This window comes from Methylomonas koyamae (assembly GCF_019669905.1).
Lineage (GTDB): Bacteria > Pseudomonadota > Gammaproteobacteria > Methylococcales > Methylomonadaceae > Methylomonas > Methylomonas koyamae.
Genome location: NZ_AP019777.1, coordinates 1,904,349 through 1,928,517, shown reverse-complemented (window position 1 = coordinate 1,928,517; position 24,169 = coordinate 1,904,349). Strand labels below are relative to the sequence as shown.

Sequence of the window (24,169 nt, the reverse complement as noted above, 5' to 3'; positions counted from 1 at the left end):
TCAGCGGCAATCCCCTAAACTATAGCCGTGTCGAACGATTTCCTACCGTCGACATGATCCTCTTGAAAGATAGATACTCGGCGGGCGAGTTTACCTCTCCCGCCTTTTTTTTGCCCGACGATCCCCCTATAATCGCCGGCCTATCCTAATCCGAATCCTCCCCGCATGCTCAGCGACAGCCAAACACATCTGCTCCGCCAAGCCGGAGCCGTGTTGCAGGACATCGGCGAACACCGCTTTTGCGAGCTGTGCCGCCATCCGCAACAAATCGAATCGGCCGGCGACGGCGAACTGGTCGCCTTTCTGAAAATCGCTAACGCCCTCTACCGCGGCGGCGAGCCGGCCATCAGCGACAGCGACTACGATTTCATCTTTCTGGCCGAATTAAAAAAACGCCAGCCCGACCATCCTTTGTTGCACGAGGTGGAACCGGAGCCGGCTTTCGCCGGCAAAACCGTCGACCTGCCGGTCATGATGCTGTCCACCGACAAGGCTTACAGCCGCGACGAAGTGGAACGCTGGGCGGCACGCATCGAGAAAGCGGCCGAGGAACTGGGCAAGAACTTTGCCGACCTGCAATTCAAGATCACGCCGAAGTTGGACGGCTACGCCGCCTACGACGACGGCCGGATGCTGTATACCCGCGGCGACGGCCGCAAAGGCCAGGACATCAGCCGCGTGTTCGAACGCGGCTTGCAGGTCGCCAACCAAGGCCGACGCGGGCTGGGCGCCGGCGAAATCGTAGTCAGCCGCAGTTATTTCGACCGCAATCTGGCCGACTTTTTCGACAACCCGCGGAATTTTCAAGCCAGCGTCATCAAGGAAAAAGAACTGGACGAACACGCGCAACAAGCCATTGAGGACCATGCTGCGGTGTTTTATCCGTTTGCATTGCTGCCTGCCTGGACCGGCTCTTGGGCCGAATTGATCGCCGACTTCGAAGGCCACGTCAAAACCATCTGGCATAAAGTCGACTACGACGTCGACGGCGTGATACTGGAAATTGCCGACGAGGAATTGAAAACCTATCTCGGCGCCACCCGCCACCACCATCGCTGGCAGTTGGCTTACAAGGAAAATCTGGAAACGGCCGAAGTCAAAATTCTGCAGGTCGTACCGCAAACTTCGCGCTCGGGCCGGATCACGCCGGTCGCCGAACTGGAACCGACCCGCCTCAGCGGCGCGCTGCTGTCGCGGGCTACGGCCCACCATTACAAGATGGTGGTCGACAAAGGCATCGGACCCGGCGCACTGATCCGCTTGGCGCGCTCCGGCGAGGTAATTCCGAAAATCGAGGCCGTAATCAATCCGGCCGAACCGGACATCCCCGAGGCCTGCCCCAGTTGCGGCCATGCTTTGATATGGGATAACGACTATCTGCTTTGCCCAAACAACCTGGCTTGTCCGGCGCAAATCAGCAACAGCATGGAGCACTTTTTCAGAGTATTGAAAAACAACGACGGCTTCGGCGCTGCGACGATCAAACGCCTCTACGAACACGGTATCCGCCGCGTCGATCAAATTTACGCTCTCGATGCCGAGCAATTCGAAAACATGGGCTTCGGCCCGAAACAATCGCAAAACCTGGTCGACCAATTATTGCGCAGCCGGCGGGAAGCAGTCGAAGACTGGCGCTTTCTGGCCGCGTTCGGCGTATTTCGGATGGGCTTGGGCAATTGCGAACGTTTGCTGGCCCACCATCCGTTGCAAAACATTTTCCAACTCAGCGAAACGGACATTGTCGCGATCGAAGGCTTTGCCGAGAAAACCGCCGCGGTGATTGCCGAAGGCTTCGCCAACATCAAACCCTTGTTCGATCAGTTGATGGCGCTGGGTTTTAACCTGCAGGCCAGCCAGGCTCAACCGGACGAAAACGCTCACCCGTTGGCCGGCAAAACCCTGGTATTTACCGGCACGCTGCACAGCGGCAGCCGCGACGAGCTCAGCAAACAAGCCAAAGCCAAGGGCGCCAAAGTCGGCAGTTCGGTATCGGCCAAAACCGACTACCTGGTAGCCGGCGACAACGTCGGCGCCAATAAGACCAACACCGCGCGCGAAAAAGGCGTGACGGTGATCAGCGAGACGGAATTTCTGGCCTTGCTGCACGGAGACGGGCAATGAGCCGGCCGGTCGTATTATGTTTTTCCGGCCACGACCCGAGCGGCGGCGCCGGGATTCAAGCCGACATCGAAACCATCGCCAGCCACCACTGCCATGCCGCCGGTGTGATCACGGCGCTGACCGAACAAGACAGCCGCAACGTCAAAAAACTGTTGCCGCAGCGGGCGGCGGACTTGACCAGCCAAGCGCAAACCGTGCTGGCCGATATGCAGGTCGCGGCCATCAAAATCGGCTTGATCGGCTCGGCGGAACTGGCCGAGGCGATTGCCGACGTATTGCAAAGCTGTCCGCGAATTCCAGTGGTATTGGACCCGGTGCTGGCCGCCGGCGGCGGCAGCGATTTGGCCGGCCAGGGTTTGATCGATGCCATCAATAACCGGCTATTGCCGCTAGCCACGGTATTAACGCCTAACGCCAACGAAGCCCGCCGCCTGACCGGGCTGGCCGACCTCGACGCCTGCGGCAAAGCGCTGCGACACAGCGGCGCGGAGTACGTCTTGATCACCGGAGCCGACGAAGACTCGGAATTGGTACACAACCGCCTGTACCTGGCCGACGGCGTTAACGAAACCTTCAATTGGGAACGGCTGCCTCACAGCTACCACGGCTCCGGTTGCACGTTGGCCAGCGCAATCGCCGCGTTACTGGCGCAAGGCCTGGACCCGTTCAGCGCGATCAGCGAGGCGCAAGACTACACGTGGCAAAGCCTCGCAGCCGCCTACCGACCCGGCCGCGGCCAGCATAATCCGGAACGTTTTTTTTGGGTGGAATCATGAAACTTCCCCGCCGCGGCCTGTACGCGATCACCCAACCCGAAGGCAAAACCGCAGAACAAGTCATCGCCGAAGTCGAAGCGGCGTTAAAGGGCGGCGCGGTGCTGGTGCAATACCGCGACAAACAGGCCGTGGATGGCGAAGGCTTAGCCGGCCGCCTGTTACGACTGTGCCGCAGTTACCATGTCCCGCTGATTATCAACGACAGCGTCGAGCTGGCGCTGGCGGTCGGCGCCGACGGCGTGCATTTGGGCCGCGACGACGGCAACATCGCGGCAGCCCGAGCAAAGCTGGGGGCCGACGCGATCATCGGCGTGTCCTGTTACAACGATATCGCCAGAGCGACCGCAGCCGTCGCGGCCGGCGCCGATTACGTCGCCTTCGGCCGGTTTTTTCCGTCCGGTTCCAAACCGTTGGCGGCGCCGGCCGAAATCGGCACGCTACGTGAAGCCAAGCGCAGCTTGCCGGTGCCTATCGTCGCCATCGGCGGTATTTTGCCGGAAAACGCTGGACAGTTATTGGCTGCCGGTGCAGACTTATTGGCCGTCATCGGCGGCGTATTCGACGGCGATCCGTTCGAGGCCGCGCGCCGTTTCCGGGCATTGTTTTAATTTTTGCGGAGGCCGCCATGCCAGACCATGTTTACCAAAAAATCGAATTGACCGGTTCGTCCACTGTCAGCATTGAGAATGCGGTGGAAAACGCCGTAGCCAAAGCCGGCGAATCAGTGGCCAATATGCGCTGGTTCGAAGTGATCGAAACCCGCGGCCATATCGCCGACGGCAAAATCGCCCACTGGCAGGTGACAATCAAAGTCGGTTACACGCTCGACTGAATCCGGCGGCGATGGATGTTTTTCTCCAAGCGGTCATCGCCGAAGCCGAAGCGGGTTTAGCGAAAGGCGGCATTCAGATCGGCTCGGTGCTGGTTTACCGGGACCGCGCATCATAGGCTGAGGCCATAACCGCCGGGTACAACACGGCAGCGCGGTTCTGCACGGCGAAATGGATGCGCTGGAAAATGCCGGCCGCTTGCCGGCTCAGGTCTAGCGCGACATGCTCTACACCACCTGGTCGCCTTGCCCGATCTGCAGCCGCGCCATTTTGCTATACGGCATCCCGCGCGTCGTCATCGGCGAAAACCAAACCTTCGTCGGCGAAGAACAATTACTGCGCCAACGCTGCGTAACGCTGGAAATAGCCCAAGACCAGCGGCGTCGATTTAACAGGCTGGTGAAAAACCCACTGATATTTCCCCTTACCCACGGTTTCCGTGATTTTTTCGTGTTGAAATCGGTCATGACATCGAGTTTCAACCGTTTTGCCCCTGTTTCAAGGGCTTTTTATTCGCCTGAAGCCGTCTGTGGACGGTTTTCAGGCGCACTTCGCCCTAGGTGGGCGCACTCCACGCCGGTTTCGGCGTGAACACCAATAGGTTGAGCAAGCGCGTCAGGTTGTAGGCGGCAAAGCAAAACAAGGCCTGACCTGCGACTTTGGCTAAGCCGATGTGGCGGGTTTTACGCAGGCCCCCGACGGTCTTGATCCAGCCGAAGGCTTCTTCGACGATTTTGCGGCGCTTGAGGCTTTGAGCGTACGCTTTGCCGCGCGCGGTGCGGCCATCGACGGCACTGCCGGTCTTTTTGCGAGCAACATGGGCTTTGATGTCTTGCGTCTTGAGTTTGTTGACGAACGCCGGTTGGTCATAGCCTTTGTCGGCACCGACGCTGCCGCCTTTGGGAACACGGCGTTTGATCATTGTTTGCGCGGCTTCGATTTCAGCGGTGCCGGTGGCTTGGGTGGTTTCGACATCGACAATCAGGCCGTTACGATTCTCGGATAGGGCATGGGTGATGTAACGCAGTTTGGCCTCGGTGTATTCGCCTTTCTTGTAAAGCCGCGCTTCGGGGTCTGTCGTGCTCTGATGCGTGGCATTGCTGCGCTTTTCGCCGCTGAAGTCGACCTCGGGATTGCGGCCGGCGGGTTTATCAGGACCGCTGCCGTCTTTCTTCACGAAGCTTTTGTGCGAGGCCCAGGCTTCGATCAGGCTGCCGTCGACACTGAAGTGTTCGTCGGACACCAGGTTTTGCCATTCGGCAATGGCCAAGACCCGCTCAAAAAACTCGCGACTCAGTGCTTCGGACAGCAGGCGCTCGCGGTTGGCGCTGAACACGCTGCGTTCCCAGACAGCATCGTCGATACCCAAACCGACAAACCAGCGAAACAGCAGGTTGTAGTCCAGCTGTTCCATCAACTGGCGTTCGCTACGAACGGTGTACAGCACTTGCAATAGCAAGGCGCGCAGCAGTTTTTCGGGCGCAATCGACGGGCGGCCAGTATGGGAGTAGCATTCGGCAAAGACCGCATCCATAGAGGCCAATACGCCATCGACGAGTAGCCGTAAACGACGCAACGGATGCTGTTTGGGAATACGGTCTTCCAGGCTAACGTAGCTGAACCAGCTATTTTGAATGGCATCGTGTCCGCGCATGGGGGGCTTCTCCAATTTAGATGCGCTATTTTACTTGTTTGCTGAGGCTATGCGCCTTGATGACTGCAGCTTTGGGAGTTTTTCACCAGCCTGTTAATGCGCAATTTCATCGCCGCCCGCCTCGAAACTCTGGAACGAAGACATCGGCGTCTGAGCCGCGCTTATTGGCCGGCGGCCAAGGCCTCGCGTTCGCGTTTCAGCAATTCGGCTTTGCGCTCGAGCCCCCAGCGGTATCCGGCCAGTTTGCCGTCGCTGCGAACCGCCCGGTGGCAAGGCACCGCCAACGCCAGCGTATTGGCCGCACAAGCCGCAGCCACCGCGCGTGCCGACCGTTCCGCGCCGATACGGCCGGCGATAGCGCTATAACTTAGCGTCGCAGCCAACGGAATTTCGCGTAACACCTGCCACACCCGCCGTTGAAACGGCGTACCGCTTAGCGCCAAGGGCAAGGCCAATTCCGTTGCCGGCTGTTCGATAAAAGCGATGGTTTGCTGCAGCCAATCCGCACAATCGGCATCGCTGCGGCCGATTTCCGCGTCCCGAAACCGCAACCGCACTTGGTGGACCAAGCTGTCGGCAACGTCGCCCAGCGCAATGGCGCAAACGCCGTTTACGCCGCCGGCGACCAGGACAGCGCCCAAAGAACAACTGCCGGCGGCATAGCCTATGCTGCCGCCGTTAAGCAAGAGTTTCGAAGGCGTGTCAGACACCGCTGAACCGGATGTAATGCCGCAACGGCGAGCCGGCAGTCCAGACGAAAGCCTCGGTGTAGTAATGCATCAAGGCCAGATAACCGATCAGGCCCAAGGTGACGGCCTTGTAAACCTGGGTGGCAAACAGCGTTTGCAGTAGCAGATTCACCAGATCGTCGCCGTAGGCCTGCAACAGGTAAGTCAACAGAAACGATAACAACGGCAACACCACCGCCGGCGGAATCCGACAACTTGCCGCCAAGCGGAACAAGGCGTTTTCGGGGCGATTGCCGTGGCGGTTGACGTCGTGGGTCACGTAAAAACTGTAGGCAGTAATATCGTGCACCAGGCGCGGCATCAAAATAGCCAAAAAATAATACTGTTGGCTGTAGACATAACAACTGGCGACCACCAACAACGTATTGGCCCACAAAAAATACCAGCCCAAGCGGTTCGGCACATAGCGTTGGCAGACAAAGGTGGAAATGCACAAAGCCGCGGTCAACAGCACTGCGATCTGTAACACCTGCGCCGCCTGTTCCGGCTCCAGACTGTTGTGCATGAAGATGCCGATATAGGTAAAGATGCCGGCGCTAACGCTGAGCCACAATTGCAGATGAAACGCCCAATTCGGCAAACGGCACACCGCTTTGGCGACGCCGTGCTGTTGTTTCAACACGTGGTAAACGGTCCAACAGGCGCTGATCAGATATAACACCCGGTACGGAATAAACAAACTGCCGACCCCGAAAAACAGCACGATAAACCCGGTCATCGCGATTAACTTGCCTTTGTAGGCCGCCAGATAGTCGGAGTGGCTGGCCAGCAATAAATTGCTGGCGACGATATGCGGCGTGCCGAACAAGACCTGAAACAACAGGAAATGGCTGGGGCTGGTCGGCAAGGCTTCGCGCAAGGCATGGTCGAATCCGGCGCTGTCCAGCCAAACCAAGGCCAGACTCAACGGCACGATGGCGTACAAACTCAGCAAAAAACGGAAAGACACCGCCATCGGCCGGGCGGTGTCGGGTTGGGATTTGGTCAGGATTACTGTCGCCACGGTGCCACCTATCGTTATTATTTTCGGCAGCCGTTATTATCGCCATTTTGCCTCGCGACTCAATACGCTTTGTTTTTCCGACGGTTAAGCCTCGCTACGCTTGCCTTGCAAACCGCCGGTGTGCACGGCGACGATGCAATGCCCGGCCGGAAAATAGCCGCTCCGGATCAGGTCGTATAGCGCATACAGTAATTTACCGGTGTAGACCGGCTCCAGCTCGATCATATGCCGGCGCTGAAAATCGGCGATGAAATCGAGCAACTGCGGAGTGGTCTTGGCGAAGCCGCCGCAGTGGTAATCGGTCAGCACCCGCCACACGGCCCGGTCCGCCCCGCCGCTGCGGTTAAGCAACGCCGCGATGTCTTCGGTAAGAAATCCGCCGCCTTTCAGCGCGGCGACGCCGATCAATTGGGTACTTGCCGGCGCAGCGCCGATCAAACCCGCCAAGGTCGTGCCGGTGCCGCAGGCGACCGCCAAGGTATCGAACGCGACATCGATTTCGGCGGCCGATTCGGCGACGCCCTGCAATGCCAACGCCGTTGCCCCGCCTTCCGCGAGCCAATATTGGCCCGATTTCAGACCCGGCAAGCTGTCGCACGATTTAAAACCGCGCAACTGCCGGTAGTCTTGGCGCGATACGAAGCGCAACTCCATGCCCCAGGCGATCAAATCAAGCAGCGTCGGGTTCAGCTCGGCCGGCCGCTCGCCGCGAATATAGCCCACCGTATTTAACCCTAAGGCGCGGCCAACGAAGGCTAATGCGTGCAAATGGTTGGAGTAGGCCCCGCCCATACTGAGCACGGTATCGGCGCCGCGATGCAACGCATCGTTCAGGATGTATTTAAGTTTGCGCCATTTATTGCCGGATACGACGGGGTGCAACAAATCGTCGCGCTTCAGCCAAAGCCAGATACCGCGTTCGGACACAAGCGGGTCGTCGATCCGGGCCAGCGGCGACCGCTGCAATCGCGTTTGAAACGCTTGGAGCCTGGGATGCAGGCCGCTCACTGCGCCGTTTTGATCGCCCAGGCCACGTCGATGGCCTGGCGATTGGCGGTTACGTCGTGCACTCTAAACATCCGCACCCCGGCCATCACGCCCAAAGCTGTGGTTACCGCAGTGGCGGTGACTAACTCGGCGGGCTGTTCTACATTGCAGATATTGCCCATGAAGCGCTTGCGGCTGGCGCCCAGCAGCACCGGATAGCCCATGCCGACGAAGCGCTGCAGATGCGCCAACAATTGCAAATTGTCCTGCTTGCGTTTACCGAAACCGATGCCGGGGTCGATGGCAATATTCTGCGGCGCAATTCCGGCATCCAACGCCGCATCGATGCGTTGCTGCAACGCTGCCGCCACCTCCTCGACGACGTTCTCGTAGTAGGGGCGATCCTGCATGGTTTTCGGCTCGCCTTGCATGTGCATCAAAACGATGGCCATGCCGCTACGGGCGGCGAAAGCCAGCATATCGCTGTCGGCCTGCCCGGCCGATACGTCGTTGACGATGTCGGCACCGGCATCGCGAGCGGCGGCGGCCACCCGGCTGGACATGGTATCGATGCTGATTCGTACCGTCGGATTGAGTTGGCGAATTGCGGTAATTGCCGGGACCACCCGGCGAATTTGTTCTTCCGCCGCGACCGGATCGGAACCGGGCCGGGTCGATTCGCCGCCGACGTCAATGATGTCGGCACCTTCGGCGATCATTCTCTCAGCTTGGCTCACCGCTGCTGCCAGACCGGAAAACTTGCCGCCGTCGGAAAAACTATCGGGGGTGACATTGAGGATCCCCATCAATTGGGGTTTATCGCTGAGGTTGAACATGCTTTGGTTCTCTTCGAAGACAGCCGGATAGTTTACCGTCTCGGAGAGAATATAGGGGACCGGTGCATGGAACCGGCAGACTGCCGCCTCACCCTGGAACGAGCGAGGCGGCGGGTGGATCAAGCTCTGAGCAAGGCTTTAACCAGTCTCTCCGACAATTGCTCCTCGACGAATTGCGGTTCGTTCGGCGGATACAAAGAGACTTCGTCTATATCGAAGCCGTACTCTTTACCCAACAAAATCAATTCTTTGATTTTCAAGCAGGCCTTGAGCTTTTCTTTCAAGTCCTGATCGACTTTGGCTTTTTCGGAAAATTCTTTAATAACCTTTACTGACATTGTTCACTCCGTGGTATTACTGAAAATGGATGAAATCCATTTCCATGGAAGCAAAATTTCTGCCAGTTATTAAATCGGAAATATCACTGCTTTCGCGGCGATTTAACGGGACCCGCTAACCGCGCTCAACGTTTTCCCTTACAAACTCTAGTAAATTTGTCGTAAACCCAACAATACGACAAATCGGCAAACCGCCCGCCAATTAATCTGCCGCGGCCACGCGCCGATACGCGGAGTGGTAATACAACAATGGATCGCCATCGCGGCAAACGACGCGGTCGACTTCGCCGATAACCACCCAATGGCTCCCGGCCTGGATTTGCTGCACCACCCGGCATTCCAGAGCCGCCAGCGCGTCGCTCAACAGCGGCGCACCGTTTTCCCCGGCTTGCCAAGGTACGGCCGCGAACCGCTGCTCCTGCGTGGTGCTGCCGGCAAACTGGTTGGAAACGTCTTCTTGGGCTTCGCTCAGGATATTCACTGCAAAGTGCCGGCTCTCCAGCAACGCGGCACCGGTATCGGTGGCCTGGTTCAGGCACACCAGAATTTGCGGCGGATCCAGCGAAACGCTGCTGAAAGCGGTCGCGGTCATACCCTTGGGCTGATTTTCGCGGCTTTGGGTGGTCACCACCGTTACCCCGCTGGCCCATAATTTCAGAGCACCTTTGAATTGTTTAGCTTCGACACCCATGATCAGTCACTTCCCGTAAGATTAAGATTCGTGCAGTTTCGCGATTGGTGGCGGCACAAACCCGGCAACGGAACGCCCGTGGCCGGAATTACGCCAACTATTTCGTCAATTTTTAGGCCGCATGTGCGGGAACAACAGCACGTCGCGTATGCTCGGCGAGTTGGTGAACAGCATCACCAGCCGGTCGATGCCTATGCCCTCCCCGGCGGTCGGCGGCATACCGTGCTCCAGCGCGGTGATGTAATCGGCGTCGTAATGCATGGCTTCGTTGTCGCCGGCTTCTTTGTCCTCGACTTGCTTTCTAAAGCGCTCTGCCTGATCTTCGGCATCGTTCAACTCGGTGAAACCATTGGCGATTTCACGGCCGCCGACGAAAAATTCGAAACGGTCGGTGACATGCGGATCGTTGTCGTTGCGACGCGCCAGCGGCGACACTTCAACCGGATAGGCGGTGATGAAGGTTGGGTTCATCAAGCGGTGCTCGACGGTTTTTTCAAAAATCTCGATCTGCACCTTGCCCAAGCCGTAGCTGTCCTTGACCGGAATTTTCAGATTTTCGGCAACCTTGACCGCCGCTTCTCGAGTGCTTAGATCGGCCAGCGTCAATTCCGGATTGAAATGCAAAATCGACTCCAGCACCGTCATGCGCTCGAATGGTTTGCCGAAGTCGTAGGTTTCGCCTTGGTATTCGATGATGGTTTTGCCGACGATGTCTTCGGCGATGCCGCGCAACAAAGCTTCGGTCAAGTCCATCAAGTCGCCGTATTCGGCATAGGCTTGATAGAACTCCATCATGGTGAATTCGGGGTTATGGCGGGTCGACAGGCCTTCGTTGCGGAAGTTGCGGTTGATTTCGAACACCCGCTCGAAACCGCCGACCACCAAGCGTTTCAAATAAAGCTCCGGCGCGATGCGCAGATACAGTTCCATGTCCAGCGCATTGTGGAAGGTCGTGAACGGCCTTGCCGTCGCCCCGCCAGGAATGACCTGCATCATCGGCGTTTCGACTTCCAAGAAGTCGCGTTGAACCAGAAACTCGCGAATGTAATTGACGATTTTCGAGCGCATTACGAAGGTCTTGCGCGTCTCGTCGCTCATGATCAAATCCAGATAACGCTGGCGGTATTTGATCTCCTGGTCGGCGATGCCGTGGAATTTTTCCGGCAACGGCCGCAAGGCTTTGGTTAACAGCCGGATGTCGTCGACCTTGACGCTGAGCTCGCCAACCTTGGTTTTGAACAGCACGCCTTCGGCGCCGAGGATGTCGCCGATGTCCCATTTCTTGAACTGGTCGTTGTAAACGCCTTCCGGTAAGTTGTCGCGGGCCACGTAAACCTGAATCTGCCCGGACATGTCTTGTAAATGGCAGAAACTGGCCTTGCCCATGATCCGGCGCGTCATCATCCGCCCGGCGATCTTGACACGGACTGGTTCGGCCAGTAATTCTTCTTCGGATTTATCGCCATATTCGGCGAGCAATTCACCGGCCACCACGTTACGTCGAAAATCGGTCGGAAACGCAATACCTTCCTCGCGGATGGCATTCAGTTTTTCCCGGCGTTGTCTAATTTGTTCCTGTTCGTCGTGTTCGAGTTCTGACATGTTCTTAAAAACTAAAGCAAAAATAAAAATTAACTATCGGTCCAGCGGCAGCAAGCGCACCCGTTCGCGTAACTCGTCGGCAACAACCAGAGCGCCGTTCTCGAGTTCAGTATGAAAACGGCACAACAACTCGATTGCCCGCGGTCCCAACGCTTGCGGTGCGATGTTTTGAGTGCGAATTTGAAAAACACTGGGCGATTCAGCACCCGTCAGCGCCAACAAAGTCCCGAAGTCCAGATCATGGGTAAAAACCACGGCGCCATTCTCACGAGCCCATTCAAACAACACGTGATCAGCGGCATTTGCGGCGCCTATTTCTGACCAATGCAGCACTTCAAAACCGGCGCCGACTAACACTGGCAACCACGCCGGCGACAGGTTCATATCCAGCAACAGTTTCACGCTGCGTGCAAAGGCAATTCGATCTCTTCGGCTCTCCAAGCCGCAAAGTGCAACGCCTCGGTGATATCGTCAGCTTCTAAATAAGGGTATAAATCGAGAATCTGCTGCACCGAATAACCGCTGGCAACCAAACCGACCACCGTACCAACGGTAACCCTAAGGCTGCGTATGCAAGGTTTCCCCCCCATTAGACTCGGGTCGAAAGTAATCCGTTGAAAATTTTTCATCACGCCCTCCGATTCAGGTAAGGTTCGTTTTACAACCCGCTCTTCAAACTAGCTTCAATAAACTGATCCAGTGCCCCGTCCAAAACCGCCTGGGTATTGCCGGTTTCGACATTGGTGCGCAGATCCTTGATCCGCGATTGGTCCAGCACGTAGGAGCGAATCTGGCTGCCCCAGCCGATGTCGGACTTGGAGTCTTCGATGGCCTGCAAGCCTTCGCTACGTTTCAGCATTTCCATCTCATAGAGTTTGGCTTTGAGCTGCTTCATCGCCGTGTCTTTGTTTTTGTGCTGCGAGCGGTCGCTTTGGCATTGGGTGACGATGCCGCTGGGGGCGTGGGTGATCCGCACCGCCGACTCCGTTCTATTGACGTGCTGGCCGCCGGCGCCGCTGGCGCGGTAGACGTCGATACGCAAATCGGCCGGGTTGATGTCGATTTCGATATCGTCGTCGATTTCCGGCGAGACAAACACCGACGCAAACGAGGTGTGACGGCGGTTACCGGAATCGAACGGCGATTTGCGCACCAAGCGGTGCACACCGGTTTCGGTTCGCAGCCAGCCAAAGGCATATGGGCCTTCGAATTTGATGGTGGCGCTCTTGATGCCGGCCACATCGCCCGGCGATTCTTCGATCAACTCGGTTTTAAAACCCTTGGCTTCGCCCCAGCGCAAATACATGCGTTCGATCATCGACGCCCAATCCTGAGCCTCGGTGCCGCCGGAACCGGCCTGAATGTCCAAGAAGGCGTTATTCGGGTCCATCTCGCCGGCGAACATGCGCTGGAATTCCAGATTGGCGACCTGTTTCTCGTAGCCTTCCAAATCGGCGGCGACGGTATCGACAGTATCCTCGTCGTTCTCCTCGACCGCCATCGCCAGCAATTCCTCGGCGTCGTTCAGGCCTTGTTCCAGGTCCTTGATGGTATTGACGATACCTTCCAGCATCGCCCGTTCCTTACCCATCGCCTGCGCCTGTTCCGGTTTGTTCCAGATTGCCGGGTCTTCCAGTTCGCGCAAGACCTCCACCAGACGTTCGCTTTTGCTGTCGAAATCTAGATAGTTCTTCAACCCGGCGCTACGCTCGCGCAGATCGGCAATCTTGTATTTGATCGGATTAATTTCTTGCATGAACCTATGCTCAAACAAAACGCCGGGCGTAAAACCCGGCGCAGATAAAAAACAGGCAATTATAAACGATTAGCCGGCCGGTTTGGATTCCCGCGTGCGGAAAGACCAAACGATACAAGCGATTCCGGCCAGTACAAAAGGTACGCTCAACAACTGGCCGGTAGTGATAGCCAGGCCGTTGTCGTACATGGCTTGCTCGGTTTTGAAATACTCCAGCACAAAGCGCACGCTGAACAACATCGCAATAAAGCTGCCGAACGTGAAACCGGGCTGGTTGCCGCGCAGGGTGTAAATCCTCAGCGACACCGCATAAACCAGCAAATAGCAAAACGCCTCGTACAGTTGCACCGGATGGCGCGGCAAGTGGTCGATACGGGAAAATACCACTCCCCAGGGATGTTGAGTCGGGATACCCAAAATCTCGGAATTAAAAAAATTCCCGATCCGAATCAAAGCGCCGGCCAACGCGGTCGGAATGCTGACCCGGTCCAGCAGCCAGAAATAGCTATCGCCGTATTTGCGCCGGTAAAGGTACAACGCCAAAATGATGCCCAGGGTGGCGCCGTGGCTGGCCAAGCCGCCTTCCCATACCGCCAGGATTTTCAGCGGATGCGACAGATAATAGCCCGGATCGTAAATCAGCGTGTGCCCGAGCCGGGCGCCGACGATGGTGGCTACCACCATGTACCACAGCAAGCTATCCAGCTCCTCGACATTCTTGCCTTCGCGCTGGTAAATCCATTGCATAGTCAAAAAGCTGCCGACGAAGCCGCAAGCAAACAACAATCCATACCAGCGAATTTTTAAAAAACCGAAATCGACCAGAATCGGATCGATGTTCCAGATCAAGTGTTCCATGACGGTAATGAGCAAGTTTGAGATCGGTAAAGGTTACTAGGTTACAAAAACCGGGGCAAATCCACCGAGCTAATCGCCGCGCTTAGCCGGCCCGGCCGACAGCGACAATTCCGAAGCGGGCGCGGCATTGCCCAATAAGCCAAACAGGCCTTTTTGCGCTTGTTCCAGAATCGTATTGACCAAAGGATGTTTCAGCCGGCGCTGGACGGTCACCGCATAAAACCGCTCGACCACGCCGTCGGCGATACCCAGCATGGCTACCCCGTATTGGCTTTCGATCGCCTCCGCCACCGCCAGCGGCGAGAAAAACAAACCGCTGCCGCCGGCGCCGAAGGTTTTCAGCAAACCGCTGTCTTCGACCTCGACTTGCACCATCGGGCTGATTTGATTGACATCGAACCACTGGTCCAACGAGCGGCGCAATGCGGTATTGGCGGTCGGCAACAGAAACGGCGCACCGTTCAGACACCGCGGAAAATCGCGCCGGTAACGTTCCGCCAAAGCCGGAGCGGCAAAAATCGCCACCTGCGACTCGCCCAGAAAGTGGTTGAAGACTCGGGCGCCGCTGGCCGGCGTGGCCGGCACGTCGCACAACACCAGATCGACACCGTGCAGGGCCAGTTCCGCCAACAAGCGCTCGGTCTTGTCTTCCAGGCAATGGATTTGCACCGGCTCCGCCATACGCAGCAAAGGCTCAACCAAGCGGTACGACAACAATTTCGGCAACGCATCGCTGATGCCCAAATTCAGACGCATGCCGCGGCCGGCACCGCCTTTCAGCATATGAGTCAACTCGCGTCCCAGACTGAATATCTCCTCCGCGTAGTGAAATACCGCACGGCCGGTATCGCTCAGCACCAATTTCCGGCCTTGCTTGACGAACAGTTGGCAGCCCACGGCCTGTTCGAAAATCGCCAATTGGCCGCTGATAGTGGGCTGGGCCAAATGCAATACTTCGCAGGCGGCACTGATGCTGCCGTGTTTGGCAACGACCCAAAAATAGTACAGATGCTGGTAATTGATTCGATCCATGGCGTTATTACATCGGGATTTTCTATGAAATAAATTTATTTATCCGATTTTACTATTTTTCTAACAAGCCCTATCTTTTGGTCAAGCCAAATTTTTCCGAGATCGCCCATGACCAACGCTCAGACCTACGACGATAAAGCGCTGCGCAGCTACTTCCGCTTGCTGAAACAAATTCTGGCGCAAGTGCTCAAAACCGAAGCCGGCCCGAACATCTCCGGCATGGTCGAGCAATTGCAACGCCAATTCGCCGCATTGCAGCGCGACAACACTCCCAGCCGGCGCCGACAGTTGTCCGACACGCTGAACAAGCTGCCGCCCGAAGCGCAAACCGAAGTGATCCGCGCCTTCAGCATGTTCTTCAGCCTGCTCAACATCGCCGAAGAATCGGCCAACCTGCACCAGCGCCGGCGTCTAGCGGAAAACGACAAGCATTTTTGGCCGGGCTCATTCCACGATACGCTGCTTAACTTACGCCAAGCCGGCGTCGATGCGGAGCAGTTGCAGTGTTTGCTCGACAATCTGAGCTACATGCCGGTCATGACCGCACATCCGACCGAAGCCAAGCGCCGGGCGGTACGCGGCGCGTTGCGCAACATCTTCCTCAGCCACGAGAAACTCGACGACCCGCGCCTGAAAGGCTATTTCCGGGCGGATGTGCTGGAGCGGCTGCATGGCCAGATCCAATTGCTGTGGAAGACCGACGAAGTCCGCGCCCGCGGCATGGGCGTAGTCGACGAAATCGACGCCGGTTTGTACTACTTTCCGCTGTCGTTGTTCGAAGCCACCGCCCGGGTTTACCGCAATTTCCAGCGCGCCCTGCACGACGTCTACGGCAGCGACGCCGCCGCAGTCAAAATCCCCAATTTCCTCGTGTTCGGTTCCTGGATCGGCGGCGACCGCGACGGCAACCCCAACGTCAAACCGGAAACGACCGCATTGGCACTGCGCATGCAAACCCGTACCGTGTTACAAGCCTACATCACCCGGGTAGCCGCGCTACGCGAGCAACTATCCTACTCCTACGGCTTGTGCCGACCCACCGACGCTTTTTTGCAAAGCCTGCAACACCAGCGCGAGTTGCTGGGCGATGTTGCCATTGCGTTGGAGCGTAGCTGCCGCCAGGAACCGTACCGGCACAAACTCAGCCTGATGAAATACCGGTTGGAAGCGGCATTGAACCGGGTCGAACAGCGTATAGAACAAAGCTCCGGCGCCGGCGACATTCACGCCTATGCCGGCGCCCCGCAGTTTTTAGCCGATTTGCATTTGATCCGGGAATCCCTGATCAGCCACGGCGACCAAGCGGTGGCGGACCTGGAATTGCTGGATCTGATCCGCTTAGTCGAGACCTTCGGCTTTCATCTGATGCAGCTCGACGTGCGCCAGGAATCGACCCGGCACAGCGACGCGGTGGCGGAAATCTTTACACTGGCGCTGCAAATCGACTACCAGGCCCTGGCAGAGTCCGAACGCTTGCAGTTATTGGGCGAAGCGATCTCGGCCCCCGGCAGCTTGAGCTACGACAACCAGTTGTTGAGCGAGGCCACCCGGGAAACCCTGGAAGTGTTTCAAGTGATGGCCGATATGCGCCGGGAAATCGGCGCCGACTGCTTCAGCCGCTACGTCATTTCGATGACCCACTCGGCCAGCCACATCATGGAGGTCTTGCTGCTAGCCGCGCAAACCGGCCTGGCCGGCCGCATCGGCGGGCGCTGGTATTGCCACGTCGGCGTCTCGCCATTATTCGAGACTATCGAAGATTTGAGCCATATCGACACGGTTTTGCGCACCCTGCTGGCGCAGCCGGTGTACCGCGCCTTGCAACAGGCTTACGGCCACCGCCAGGAAGTCATGTTGGGTTATTCGGATTCCTGCAAGGACGGCGGCATTCTGGCCTCGGCCTGGGGCCTGTACCGGGCTCAACAACTGGTCATGGAAATCAGCGACAGCGAAGGCATTCCTTGCCGCTTGTTCCACGGCCGCGGCGGTACCGTTGGCCGCGGCGGCGGGCCGACCCATCAGGCGATTCTGGCGCAACCGCCGGCCACCGTGCGCGGCCAAATCAAATTCACCGAACAGGGCGAAGTGCTGTTTTACCGCTACAACAACATGGAGACCGCCGTCTACGAATTGACGATGGGCATTACCGGCCTGATGAAAGCCAGCGTCAGCCTGGTCCGGCCCGTCGCAACCGACCAGCCGGAAGCGCTGACGATCATGAGCGAATTGGCGGCAATCGGTGAGCGCGGCTACCGGCAATTGACCGAGCATACGCCCGGCTTTTTGGACTATTTTTACGAAACCACACCGGTCACCGAAATCGGCCAGCTTAATATCGGTTCCCGGCCGTCGCACCGTAAAAAGCAAGACCGCTCGAAAAAATCGGTGCGGGCCATCGCCTGGGTCTTCGCCTGGGCCCAATCCCGGCAGACCTTCCCGGCCTGGTACGGCATCGGCTCCAGCTTGGAAAACTGGTGCGCCGGCAAGCCGGAGCGGCTGAAAACCTTACGCGAGCTATACTGCACCTGGCCGTTCTTCCGCAACCTGCTCAGCAACGCGCAAATGGCGTTGAGCAAGTCGGACATGGACATCGCCCGCGAATACGCTGCGTTGTGCGCCGATCCGGAAGTCGGCAAGCGCATTCACGGCTTGATTGCGGCCGAGCACCGGCGCTGCGTGGACTGGATTCTGGAAATCGCCGAAAGCGACAGGCTATTGGCCGACAATCCGGAACTGGCGGCGTCGCTGAACCGCCGCAACGACTACCTCGGCCCCCTGAACTTTTTGCAGGCCGACCTGCTGCGGGCGGTACGCCAAGCCGACGAGAACGACGGCGACATCCCGGCCATGCAACCCTTGCTGCGCACCATCAACGCCATTGCCGCCGGGATGCGCAACACCGGTTAGGAACATCACAAGGAGCTAAGCATGGCATCGCACGATCCATTACAACGTTTGAAACAGCTAATCCTGATCGAACGGGAGGATATCGGCTCGTTAGTGGCTTACGGCGTCGGTATCGGCCTGATGTCGCTGGCCACGCCGGTCGCGGTACAGGCACTGGTCAATACCATCGCCTTCGGCGCGCTGTTGCAGCCCTTGGTGGTGTTGACGCTGATTCTGCTGGTGTTGCTGTCGTTCAGCAACAGTCTGGTCGCGTTGCAATTCTACGTGGTGGAAATGCTGCAACGCCGTCTGTTCGTCCGGCTGTTCGGCGAAGCCGCCGAACGGCTGCGCAATGCGGCGATCACGGTACGCGACCAACAATACCTGCCGGAATTGGCCAACCGCTTTTTCGACGTGGTGTCGCTGCAAAAAACCGCCGCGTCGTTATTGCTGGAAACCTTGGGTTATTTATTGCAAACCCTAATCGGAATGCTGTTGCTGGCGTTTTACCACCCCTTGTTGCTGGCGTTCGATTTGTTTCTGGTTGCGGCGCTGTATCTGATCCTGTTCGTGATGGGCAAACAAGGCATCCCGACCGCGATCGAGCAATCCAGAGCCAAATACACGGCCGCCGCCTGGCTGGAAAATATCGCCGCCAACCCCTTACTCGGCAAGAGCCGGCGCGGCGAGGACTTCGTCAACCAACAGACCGAGCGCATCGCCAGACATTATCTTGCCGCCTGCGTTAACCACTTCCGGATCCTGTCCAGACAAAATATCGGCGCACTGGTATTGCATACCCTGGCCAATACCGCGCTGTTGGGTATGGGCGGCTGGATGGTGATCGAACGCCAGCTCAGCCTGGGCCAATTGATCGCCGCCGAGCTGGTGGTCAACGCCATGGTCTACGGTCTGACCCGGCTCGGCAAAACCCTGGATAACTTTTACGAACTGGTCGCCAGCGTCGACAAAATCGGCTACCTGCTGGATCTGCCGCAGGAAGCCGGCCACGGCGGACAACCGCAACATTTCGAGCGGGGCTGCCGGGTCGAAATCAGACAGCTCTGCTTGCCGGACACGCCGTATTCCGACCCGGCCAACCGGCTCGACTTGACCCTGGAGCCCGGCGAGCGCCTTGCTATCAGCACCGGTGCCGAACGCGGCACGCTGCTGGATGCGATTTTTGGGTTACGTGCGGCGAGTTCCGGACAAATCCTGTTAAACGGCGAGGACCTGCGCGACCTGAGTTTGCGATATCTACGCGACAGCATCGGCCTGGTACGCCATGCCGAACTGGTGGAGGCCACCGTTGCGGAAAACCTGAGCTTGGGCAGCGACCTGGCCTTGGCCGACATGCGCCGCGCCCTCGACCAGGTCGGACTGCTCGAAACCATTTCGGCCCTGCCCGACGGCTTGAATACCGCACTGTGCCCGCACGGCGCACCGCTCAGCGAAGAACAGGCCCTACGGCTGACGCTGGCCCGCGCCATCGCCGTTAAGCCGCAATTGTTGCTAATCGACAAGGCGCTGGACCGGATCGACGCCCGTTACTTACCCGGCATACTCGAATGCCTGACCGCAGCCGATGCACCCTGGAGCTTGCTGGTAATCAGCCATGAGCCGCTGGTGCTGGCCCGTTTTCGGCGCCAAGCGGTATTGGTCGAGGGCCGGCTACAGGAAACGCTGACCGAAGGAGCATAACCATGCATGGCAAAACCGAAGAATGGCTGCCGGATACCCGTTTGAAATTGTTGACCGATGCGATTACCGCGCCGATCGCCGGCAAGCTCGCCCGTTCCCTGATATTGCTGTTGATCGTGCTGCTGTTCTTGCTGTTACTGACCCCGTGGCAGCAAAACGTGCGCGGTATCGGCCGCGTCGTGGCCTACATTCCCGGCGACCGCCAACAAACGGTCGGCGCGCCGGTCGAAGGCCGTATTTCGCGCTGGCTGGTCAAAGAAGGCAGCAAGGTCAAGGCTGGCGAAGTGATCGCCGAATTGCGCGATAACGATCCTTTGTTGCTGCAACGTTTGGAAGGCGAACGCCAGGCCTTGCTCGGCCGGCAAACCGCGATCGACAACCGGGTGGAGACCTTCCGCGAACAATTGCGCATGGCCGAACAAGCGCGGCCGCAAGCGTTGGCTGCGGCCGAATCGCGTTTGGAAATGGCCCGGCAACGCCAGCGCCAAGCGGTGCAAGGCGCAGAAGCCGCCAGCGCCGCCCGGTTGACCTCGTCGTTGAATTTGACCCGTCAGCAAACCCTGCAGGAAAAAGGCCTGGCCTCGCGGCGCACGCTGGAACTGGCGCAACTGGAAATAGCCCAGCGTAGCGCCGACCTCGACCGCGCCCACGCCGCGCTGGCGGCGGCCAGGAGCGAAGTCGACGCGCTGGGCGCCGACTTGCGCAAGCTAACCGCCGACACCACGGCCGGCGTCGAGAAAGCCCGCGCCGAGCTGAATAAAGCTATCGAGGACCAAAATTACCTACGCGCGGATTTGCTGAAAGTCGAAACCCGGCTGGCCCGCCAGCAAACCCAAACCATCACCGCGCCGCGCGACGGCACTGTGTTAAGGCTGCTGGCCAACCCGAATGCGGAGATGGTCAAGGCCGGCCAACCGTTGGCGATTCTGGTGCCTGACACCGACCAGCGCGCGGTGGAATTATGGGTCGACGGCAACGACCTGCCGTTGATCGTGTCCGGCAGCAAGGTACGCTTGCAATTCGAAGGCTACCCCGCCATTCAGTTCGGCGGCTGGCCGGAATTCTCCATCGGCTCGTTCGGCGGCCGAGTGGTGCTGATCGACGCCACCGACGACGGCAAAGGCCATTTCCGCATCCTGGTACAGCACGATCCTGACGACATTCCCTGGCCGGAAGTGCGCTTTCTACGCCAAGGCGTACGGGTCAACGGCTGGGTACTGCTGGGCCAAGTCACGCTGGGCTACGAATTATGGCGGATCTTCAACGGCTTTCCGCCGCTGGTGTTGCCGGAACCCGAAGTTAAAGACGGCGGTAAAGGCGACGACAAGAAAGCCGACAGCGGCGAGAAAAAAGAATGAAGACCAAGGCGACTGTGCTGATTTTGCTCTTGCTGCCGCTGCTGGCCTCGGCCGAGCCTGCCCCCGCGCCGCGGCCGTTGGCCTTGGCGGAAGTGCTGGATGCGGCTTTGCGGGCCTTTCCGGGTCTATTGGCGGCGGAACAGCGCAAACAGGTTGCCGAAGGCGAGTTGCAAACGGCAGAAGGCGGATTCGATACCTTGTTGAAATCGCAAAACCGTTGGTCGGTGGCCGGCATCTACGAAAACCGCAATTACGATGTCGTGATCGAACAACCGACCAGTCTGTGGGGGGCGACCTTTTTCGGCGGCTGGCGGCGCGGTACCGGCCAATATCCGCTTTACGAAGGTAAGAGCCAGACCGCCGACGACGGCGAAGCCCGCATCGGCGTCAATATCCCGTTGTGGCGCAACCGCGAGATCGACCGGCGCCGGGCCAGCTTGCAGCAAGCCGAACTCGGCAAACTGATCGCCGGCCACGAGTTCGACCAAGTCTTGCTGGAAGTGCGGCGCCAAGCCAGCCACCGTTATTGGGACTGGGTGTTGGCAGGCCTGCGTGCCCGTACCGCAGCGCAATTGTTGCAGATCGCCGAACAACGCAACGACGGCATTTTGCAGCGGGTCGCCGCCGGCGACATTCCGGATTTCGAAGCGCTGGACAACCAGCGCGCCATCATCGAGCGCCGCGAGCGGCTGGTTGCCGCCAAGCGCTTGCTGGAACAAAGCGCTATCCAGTTGTCCTTATATTGGCGCGACGCCGACGGCCAACCGCAATTGCCGACCGACGAATTGCTGCCTAACGGTTTCCCGGAACGCGAACCCAAAATCGAAGCCGATTTCGAATCCGCAGCCCATTTGGCCCGCAGCCAGCGTCCGGAGTTAAAACGTTTGGAACTGCAAGGCCAACAAACCGAAACCGAACTGGCGTTGCAAAACAACCAACGCAACCCGGCCGTGGATTTCTCGGTGATGGGTGCCAGCGACATCGGCTACGCCAAAGATAAGCTGAATCGCGACGAACTCTATCTGGGTTTGAATGTCGATATACCGCTCCAACAGCGGGTCGCCGGCGGCCGGGCCCAAGCGGCGGCGGCCAATCTACGCCGCCTGCGCTGGGAACGGACCGGCACCGAAGACCGGATTAACGCCGAAGTGAAGGACGTGCTGTCGGCGCTGAACGCCGCCCGCCAGCGCCTGACGCTGAGCGAACAGCAACGCCAGGCCGCCCGCAAGTTGGAGGAAGGCGAACGCACCCGCTTCGAATGGGGCGAAACGACTTTGTTATTTGTCAATTTACGCGAGATAGCCAGCGGCGATGCGACGCTGCAAGCGGCCGATGCGGCGGCCAGCCTGTTTAAGGCCCATGCCGACTTTCAAGCCACGGTCGCCGCACCTTTGGATTACGGACAATGAGGTGATGAGTATGATTAGAAAATCTGACAATGCGAATTTTTCTCGAACGACGACGATCAAGGCTTTGTTGTTTATCGGTTTGTTGATCGTCTGCATTAAGTTCCCTGTCGAGACCTTGCACTTTTTTGCCGGGGTGGCCCACACCGTTTATGAAAGCGTGGCTTTTGCCGTCGAGGAGTTGTTGACGCACGTGTTCGGTTTCAGCAAGTTCCAGGCGCAGATGATCGTGTTCTACACCAGTTGCGCCATCGGCGCCGGCATTTTGTACCGTATGGCCCGCCATTTGCCGTTGTGGTTGAAGCAGGCTAAACGCTACTGTATTCAATGCTGCGAGCGATTGCGCCAGCGCTGGCAGGCCTATTGGGACATGTTGCCGGTGTTGCAGAAGTTGCAATTGTTGTTGGTCGAATTCGCCTTTTTGGCCGGTAGCGTCGGTTATATGTTGGTGTAATTTCGACCTTTTGTGCGGATCGGTTTCAGGTCGGGGCGGCCACCTGAAGCCTGCCACCCGCGACCCGAACCGGAAACGTGGCGACATCCTCGTACGCTGGCGCGCATTTGACCTGGCCGGTCTTTACGCAAAACCGGGCACCGTGGCGTGGGCAGACGATCTCGTCGCCGTCCAGCTCGCCGCTGGCGATCTCGGCGCCGTCGTGGGTGCAGACATCGGCAATCGCGTAAAACTCGCCGCCAATGTTGAACACCGCGACGTCGTCGCCATCCACATCCACTACCACATGTTCGCCGTCGGCCAAGGCCGATGCGGCCACCACATCAATCCACTCAGTCATGCCGTTCTCGCTTGTTATTTCTAAAAATCATAAGAAAGCTTGTATCGCCCCGAAAAATGAAAGACCTGCGGTTGCAGGCGCTAGGCCTGTTTCGCGACCAAAGCGTCGCTGCTACGATTTCAAATACACATCGTAGCGCAACAGTTTGCCGTGCAAGCTCTCGCTCGGCTTGCCGCCCAGCGGTTCGGCGTAATCCGGGCTTTTGACGACAACCCGTCTGCCGGTTGCCGCCCAGGCCGCGTCGAACAATGCCTGCCGGTCCAGGTCGTCGCCCAGAATATCGCGCAGGATCGCCATCGATTTACGCGTCGCCGCGCTCTGCTTTTTCTTGGCGGGAAACATCGGATCCAGGTAAATGCAGTCGGGCTGCTCCGGCAAGTTAGCCAGCAATTCGATGGCGTTGCCGAGCAGCAATTTGGGCGGACTGAGTTCGCGTCGCAACACCCAGTCTTTCTTGGCCAGCCGTTCGAAACCGTCCTGAATCAGGGCAGCCATCACCGGCGAGCGCTCGATACAAGTCACTTGGTAACCCATCCGAAACAAAGCCAGACTATCCTGGGCCCAGCCGCAGGTCGCGTCTACGATGGTATGGGTTTTCTTGCCGACCGCCTGCGCCAGCAATTCTTTTTTCGGCGCCGGATAAGAATGCTGTTCGCCGGGGCGCGGATCAACCTCAACCGCTAGACCACCTTTTTTCAGGGTTTGCCGGTCGAGTAGTTTTAAGCAGCCGTCGCGATAGGCCAGGAAAATCTCTCCATCGCCAGCCAGCGCTTGCTCCATGCCCAGCAAAT

At 58.3% G+C, this 24,169-nt stretch carries 25 protein-coding genes; 10 read left to right on the top strand and 15 right to left on the bottom strand.

The genetic code is table 11. From position 1 onward, the window contains the following. Nucleotides 1-165: 165 nt before the first annotated feature. The 5 genes from MKFW12EY_RS09120 (at nucleotide 166) to MKFW12EY_RS23010 (ending at nucleotide 4,318) form a co-directional block, all read left to right on the top strand. Nucleotides 166-2,121: a BRCT domain-containing protein gene (locus MKFW12EY_RS09120; RefSeq protein WP_221054403.1), complete on the top strand. Its 1,956-nt coding sequence runs from the start codon at nucleotides 166-168 to the stop codon at nucleotides 2,119-2,121. Next, entirely contained in the window at nucleotides 2,118-2,897 is a 780-nt protein-coding gene (gene thiD / locus MKFW12EY_RS09115) for a bifunctional hydroxymethylpyrimidine kinase/phosphomethylpyrimidine kinase (protein WP_221054402.1), read from the top strand. Before MKFW12EY_RS09120 ends, thiD begins: the two co-directional genes overlap by 4 nt. Continuing rightward, nucleotides 2,894-3,505: a thiamine phosphate synthase gene (gene thiE, locus MKFW12EY_RS09110; protein ID WP_221054401.1), complete on the top strand. Its 612-nt coding sequence runs from the start codon at nucleotides 2,894-2,896 to the stop codon at nucleotides 3,503-3,505. The genes thiD and thiE overlap by 4 nt, the downstream gene beginning before the upstream one ends. Nucleotides 3,506-3,522: 17 nt before the next feature. Continuing rightward, nucleotides 3,523-3,729 (top strand): dodecin, encoded by a 207-nt coding sequence (locus MKFW12EY_RS09105; protein WP_054763253.1) that lies wholly within the window; start codon nucleotides 3,523-3,525, stop codon nucleotides 3,727-3,729. Between the two features lie 220 nt (nucleotides 3,730-3,949). Next, nucleotides 3,950-4,318 (top strand): cytidine/deoxycytidylate deaminase family protein, encoded by a 369-nt coding sequence (locus MKFW12EY_RS23010; protein ID WP_245006478.1) that lies wholly within the window; start codon nucleotides 3,950-3,952, stop codon nucleotides 4,316-4,318. Here MKFW12EY_RS23010 and MKFW12EY_RS09095 read toward each other — a convergent pair. From MKFW12EY_RS09095 to MKFW12EY_RS09035, 13 genes are all read right to left on the bottom strand, one after another. Beyond that, nucleotides 4,284-5,381, bottom strand: a complete 1,098-nt coding sequence (locus tag MKFW12EY_RS09095) for an IS5 family transposase (RefSeq protein ID WP_221053058.1) — start codon at nucleotides 5,379-5,381, stop codon at nucleotides 4,284-4,286. The genes MKFW12EY_RS23010 and MKFW12EY_RS09095 overlap by 35 nt on opposite strands. A 161-nt stretch (nucleotides 5,382-5,542) precedes the next feature. Next, complete coding sequence (locus tag MKFW12EY_RS09090) at nucleotides 5,543-6,091, bottom strand: methylated-DNA--[protein]-cysteine S-methyltransferase (protein WP_054763022.1); 549 nt, start codon at nucleotides 6,089-6,091, stop codon at nucleotides 5,543-5,545. Beyond that, a complete protein-coding gene (locus MKFW12EY_RS09085) occupies nucleotides 6,084-7,085 on the bottom strand; it encodes a hypothetical protein (RefSeq protein WP_221054587.1) in 1,002 nt (333 codons plus the stop codon). The genes MKFW12EY_RS09090 and MKFW12EY_RS09085 overlap by 8 nt, the downstream gene beginning before the upstream one ends. A gap of 132 nt (nucleotides 7,086-7,217) precedes the next feature. After that, nucleotides 7,218-8,060, bottom strand: a complete 843-nt coding sequence (locus tag MKFW12EY_RS09080; RefSeq protein WP_245006476.1) for a 1-aminocyclopropane-1-carboxylate deaminase/D-cysteine desulfhydrase — start codon at nucleotides 8,058-8,060, stop codon at nucleotides 7,218-7,220. Nucleotides 8,061-8,137: 77 nt separating this feature from the next. Then, nucleotides 8,138-8,956, bottom strand: a complete 819-nt coding sequence (gene folP / locus MKFW12EY_RS09075; protein ID WP_054763021.1) for a dihydropteroate synthase — start codon at nucleotides 8,954-8,956, stop codon at nucleotides 8,138-8,140. 119 nt (nucleotides 8,957-9,075) lie between these two features. Beyond that, entirely contained in the window at nucleotides 9,076-9,294 is a 219-nt protein-coding gene (locus tag MKFW12EY_RS09070; RefSeq protein WP_054763020.1) for a Nif11-like leader peptide family natural product precursor, read from the bottom strand. Between the two features lie 202 nt (nucleotides 9,295-9,496). Beyond that, nucleotides 9,497-9,985 (bottom strand): flavin reductase family protein, encoded by a 489-nt coding sequence (locus tag MKFW12EY_RS09065; protein ID WP_221054400.1) that lies wholly within the window; start codon nucleotides 9,983-9,985, stop codon nucleotides 9,497-9,499. A 105-nt stretch (nucleotides 9,986-10,090) separates the two neighbouring features. Further along, nucleotides 10,091-11,587 carry a lysine--tRNA ligase gene (lysS, locus tag MKFW12EY_RS09060; protein ID WP_221054399.1) on the bottom strand — a complete coding sequence of 499 codons (1,497 nt, stop codon included), beginning with the start codon at nucleotides 11,585-11,587 and terminating at the stop codon, nucleotides 10,091-10,093. Between the two features lie 33 nt (nucleotides 11,588-11,620). Beyond that, on the bottom strand, nucleotides 11,621-11,989 hold the full coding sequence (locus MKFW12EY_RS09055) for a DUF5615 family PIN-like protein (RefSeq protein WP_054763019.1): 369 nt from the start codon (nucleotides 11,987-11,989) through the stop codon (nucleotides 11,621-11,623). Beyond that, nucleotides 11,986-12,216, bottom strand: a complete 231-nt coding sequence (locus tag MKFW12EY_RS09050; RefSeq protein ID WP_054763018.1) for a DUF433 domain-containing protein — start codon at nucleotides 12,214-12,216, stop codon at nucleotides 11,986-11,988. Before MKFW12EY_RS09050 ends, MKFW12EY_RS09055 begins: the two co-directional genes overlap by 4 nt. A gap of 29 nt (nucleotides 12,217-12,245) precedes the next feature. Next, complete coding sequence (gene prfB, locus MKFW12EY_RS09045; RefSeq protein WP_221054398.1) at nucleotides 12,246-13,343, bottom strand: peptide chain release factor 2; 1,098 nt, start codon at nucleotides 13,341-13,343, stop codon at nucleotides 12,246-12,248. 69 nt (nucleotides 13,344-13,412) lie between these two features. Next, nucleotides 13,413-14,216, bottom strand: coding sequence for a prolipoprotein diacylglyceryl transferase (lgt, locus tag MKFW12EY_RS09040; RefSeq protein WP_245006475.1), 804 nt, complete (start codon nucleotides 14,214-14,216; stop codon nucleotides 13,413-13,415). A gap of 54 nt (nucleotides 14,217-14,270) precedes the next feature. Beyond that, entirely contained in the window at nucleotides 14,271-15,233 is a 963-nt protein-coding gene (locus MKFW12EY_RS09035; protein WP_082409905.1) for a LysR family transcriptional regulator, read from the bottom strand. 108 nt (nucleotides 15,234-15,341) lie between these two features. Here MKFW12EY_RS09035 and ppc point away from each other — a divergent pair, with 108 nt between their 5' ends. The 5 genes from ppc to MKFW12EY_RS09010 are packed head-to-tail and all read left to right on the top strand — an operon-like array spanning nucleotide 15,342 to nucleotide 23,038. Further along, a complete protein-coding gene (gene ppc, locus MKFW12EY_RS09030) occupies nucleotides 15,342-18,140 on the top strand; it encodes a phosphoenolpyruvate carboxylase (RefSeq protein WP_054763017.1) in 2,799 nt (932 codons plus the stop codon). Between the two features lie 21 nt (nucleotides 18,141-18,161). After that, a complete protein-coding gene (locus MKFW12EY_RS09025) occupies nucleotides 18,162-19,820 on the top strand; it encodes an ATP-binding cassette domain-containing protein (protein ID WP_221054397.1) in 1,659 nt (552 codons plus the stop codon). Between the two features lie 2 nt (nucleotides 19,821-19,822). Beyond that, nucleotides 19,823-21,178 carry an HlyD family secretion protein gene (locus tag MKFW12EY_RS09020; protein ID WP_221054396.1) on the top strand — a complete coding sequence of 452 codons (1,356 nt, stop codon included), beginning with the start codon at nucleotides 19,823-19,825 and terminating at the stop codon, nucleotides 21,176-21,178. Continuing rightward, nucleotides 21,175-22,587 carry a TolC family protein gene (locus tag MKFW12EY_RS09015; RefSeq protein ID WP_082880912.1) on the top strand — a complete coding sequence of 471 codons (1,413 nt, stop codon included), beginning with the start codon at nucleotides 21,175-21,177 and terminating at the stop codon, nucleotides 22,585-22,587. Before MKFW12EY_RS09020 ends, MKFW12EY_RS09015 begins: the two co-directional genes overlap by 4 nt. Before the next feature lie 10 nt (nucleotides 22,588-22,597). Beyond that, nucleotides 22,598-23,038: a hypothetical protein gene (locus MKFW12EY_RS09010; RefSeq protein WP_054760685.1), complete on the top strand. Its 441-nt coding sequence runs from the start codon at nucleotides 22,598-22,600 to the stop codon at nucleotides 23,036-23,038. Nucleotides 23,039-23,063: 25 nt separating this feature from the next. Here the strand turns inward: MKFW12EY_RS09010 and MKFW12EY_RS09005 are convergent, their stop codons facing one another. Together MKFW12EY_RS09005 and MKFW12EY_RS09000 are read right to left on the bottom strand one after the other, a co-directional pair. Next, nucleotides 23,064-23,378 carry a non-heme iron oxygenase ferredoxin subunit gene (locus MKFW12EY_RS09005; RefSeq protein ID WP_221054395.1) on the bottom strand — a complete coding sequence of 105 codons (315 nt, stop codon included), beginning with the start codon at nucleotides 23,376-23,378 and terminating at the stop codon, nucleotides 23,064-23,066. Nucleotides 23,379-23,489: 111 nt separating this feature from the next. Then, complete coding sequence (locus MKFW12EY_RS09000) at nucleotides 23,490-24,158, bottom strand: class I SAM-dependent methyltransferase (protein ID WP_157199290.1); 669 nt, start codon at nucleotides 24,156-24,158, stop codon at nucleotides 23,490-23,492. Nucleotides 24,159-24,169: the final 11 nt, after the last annotated feature.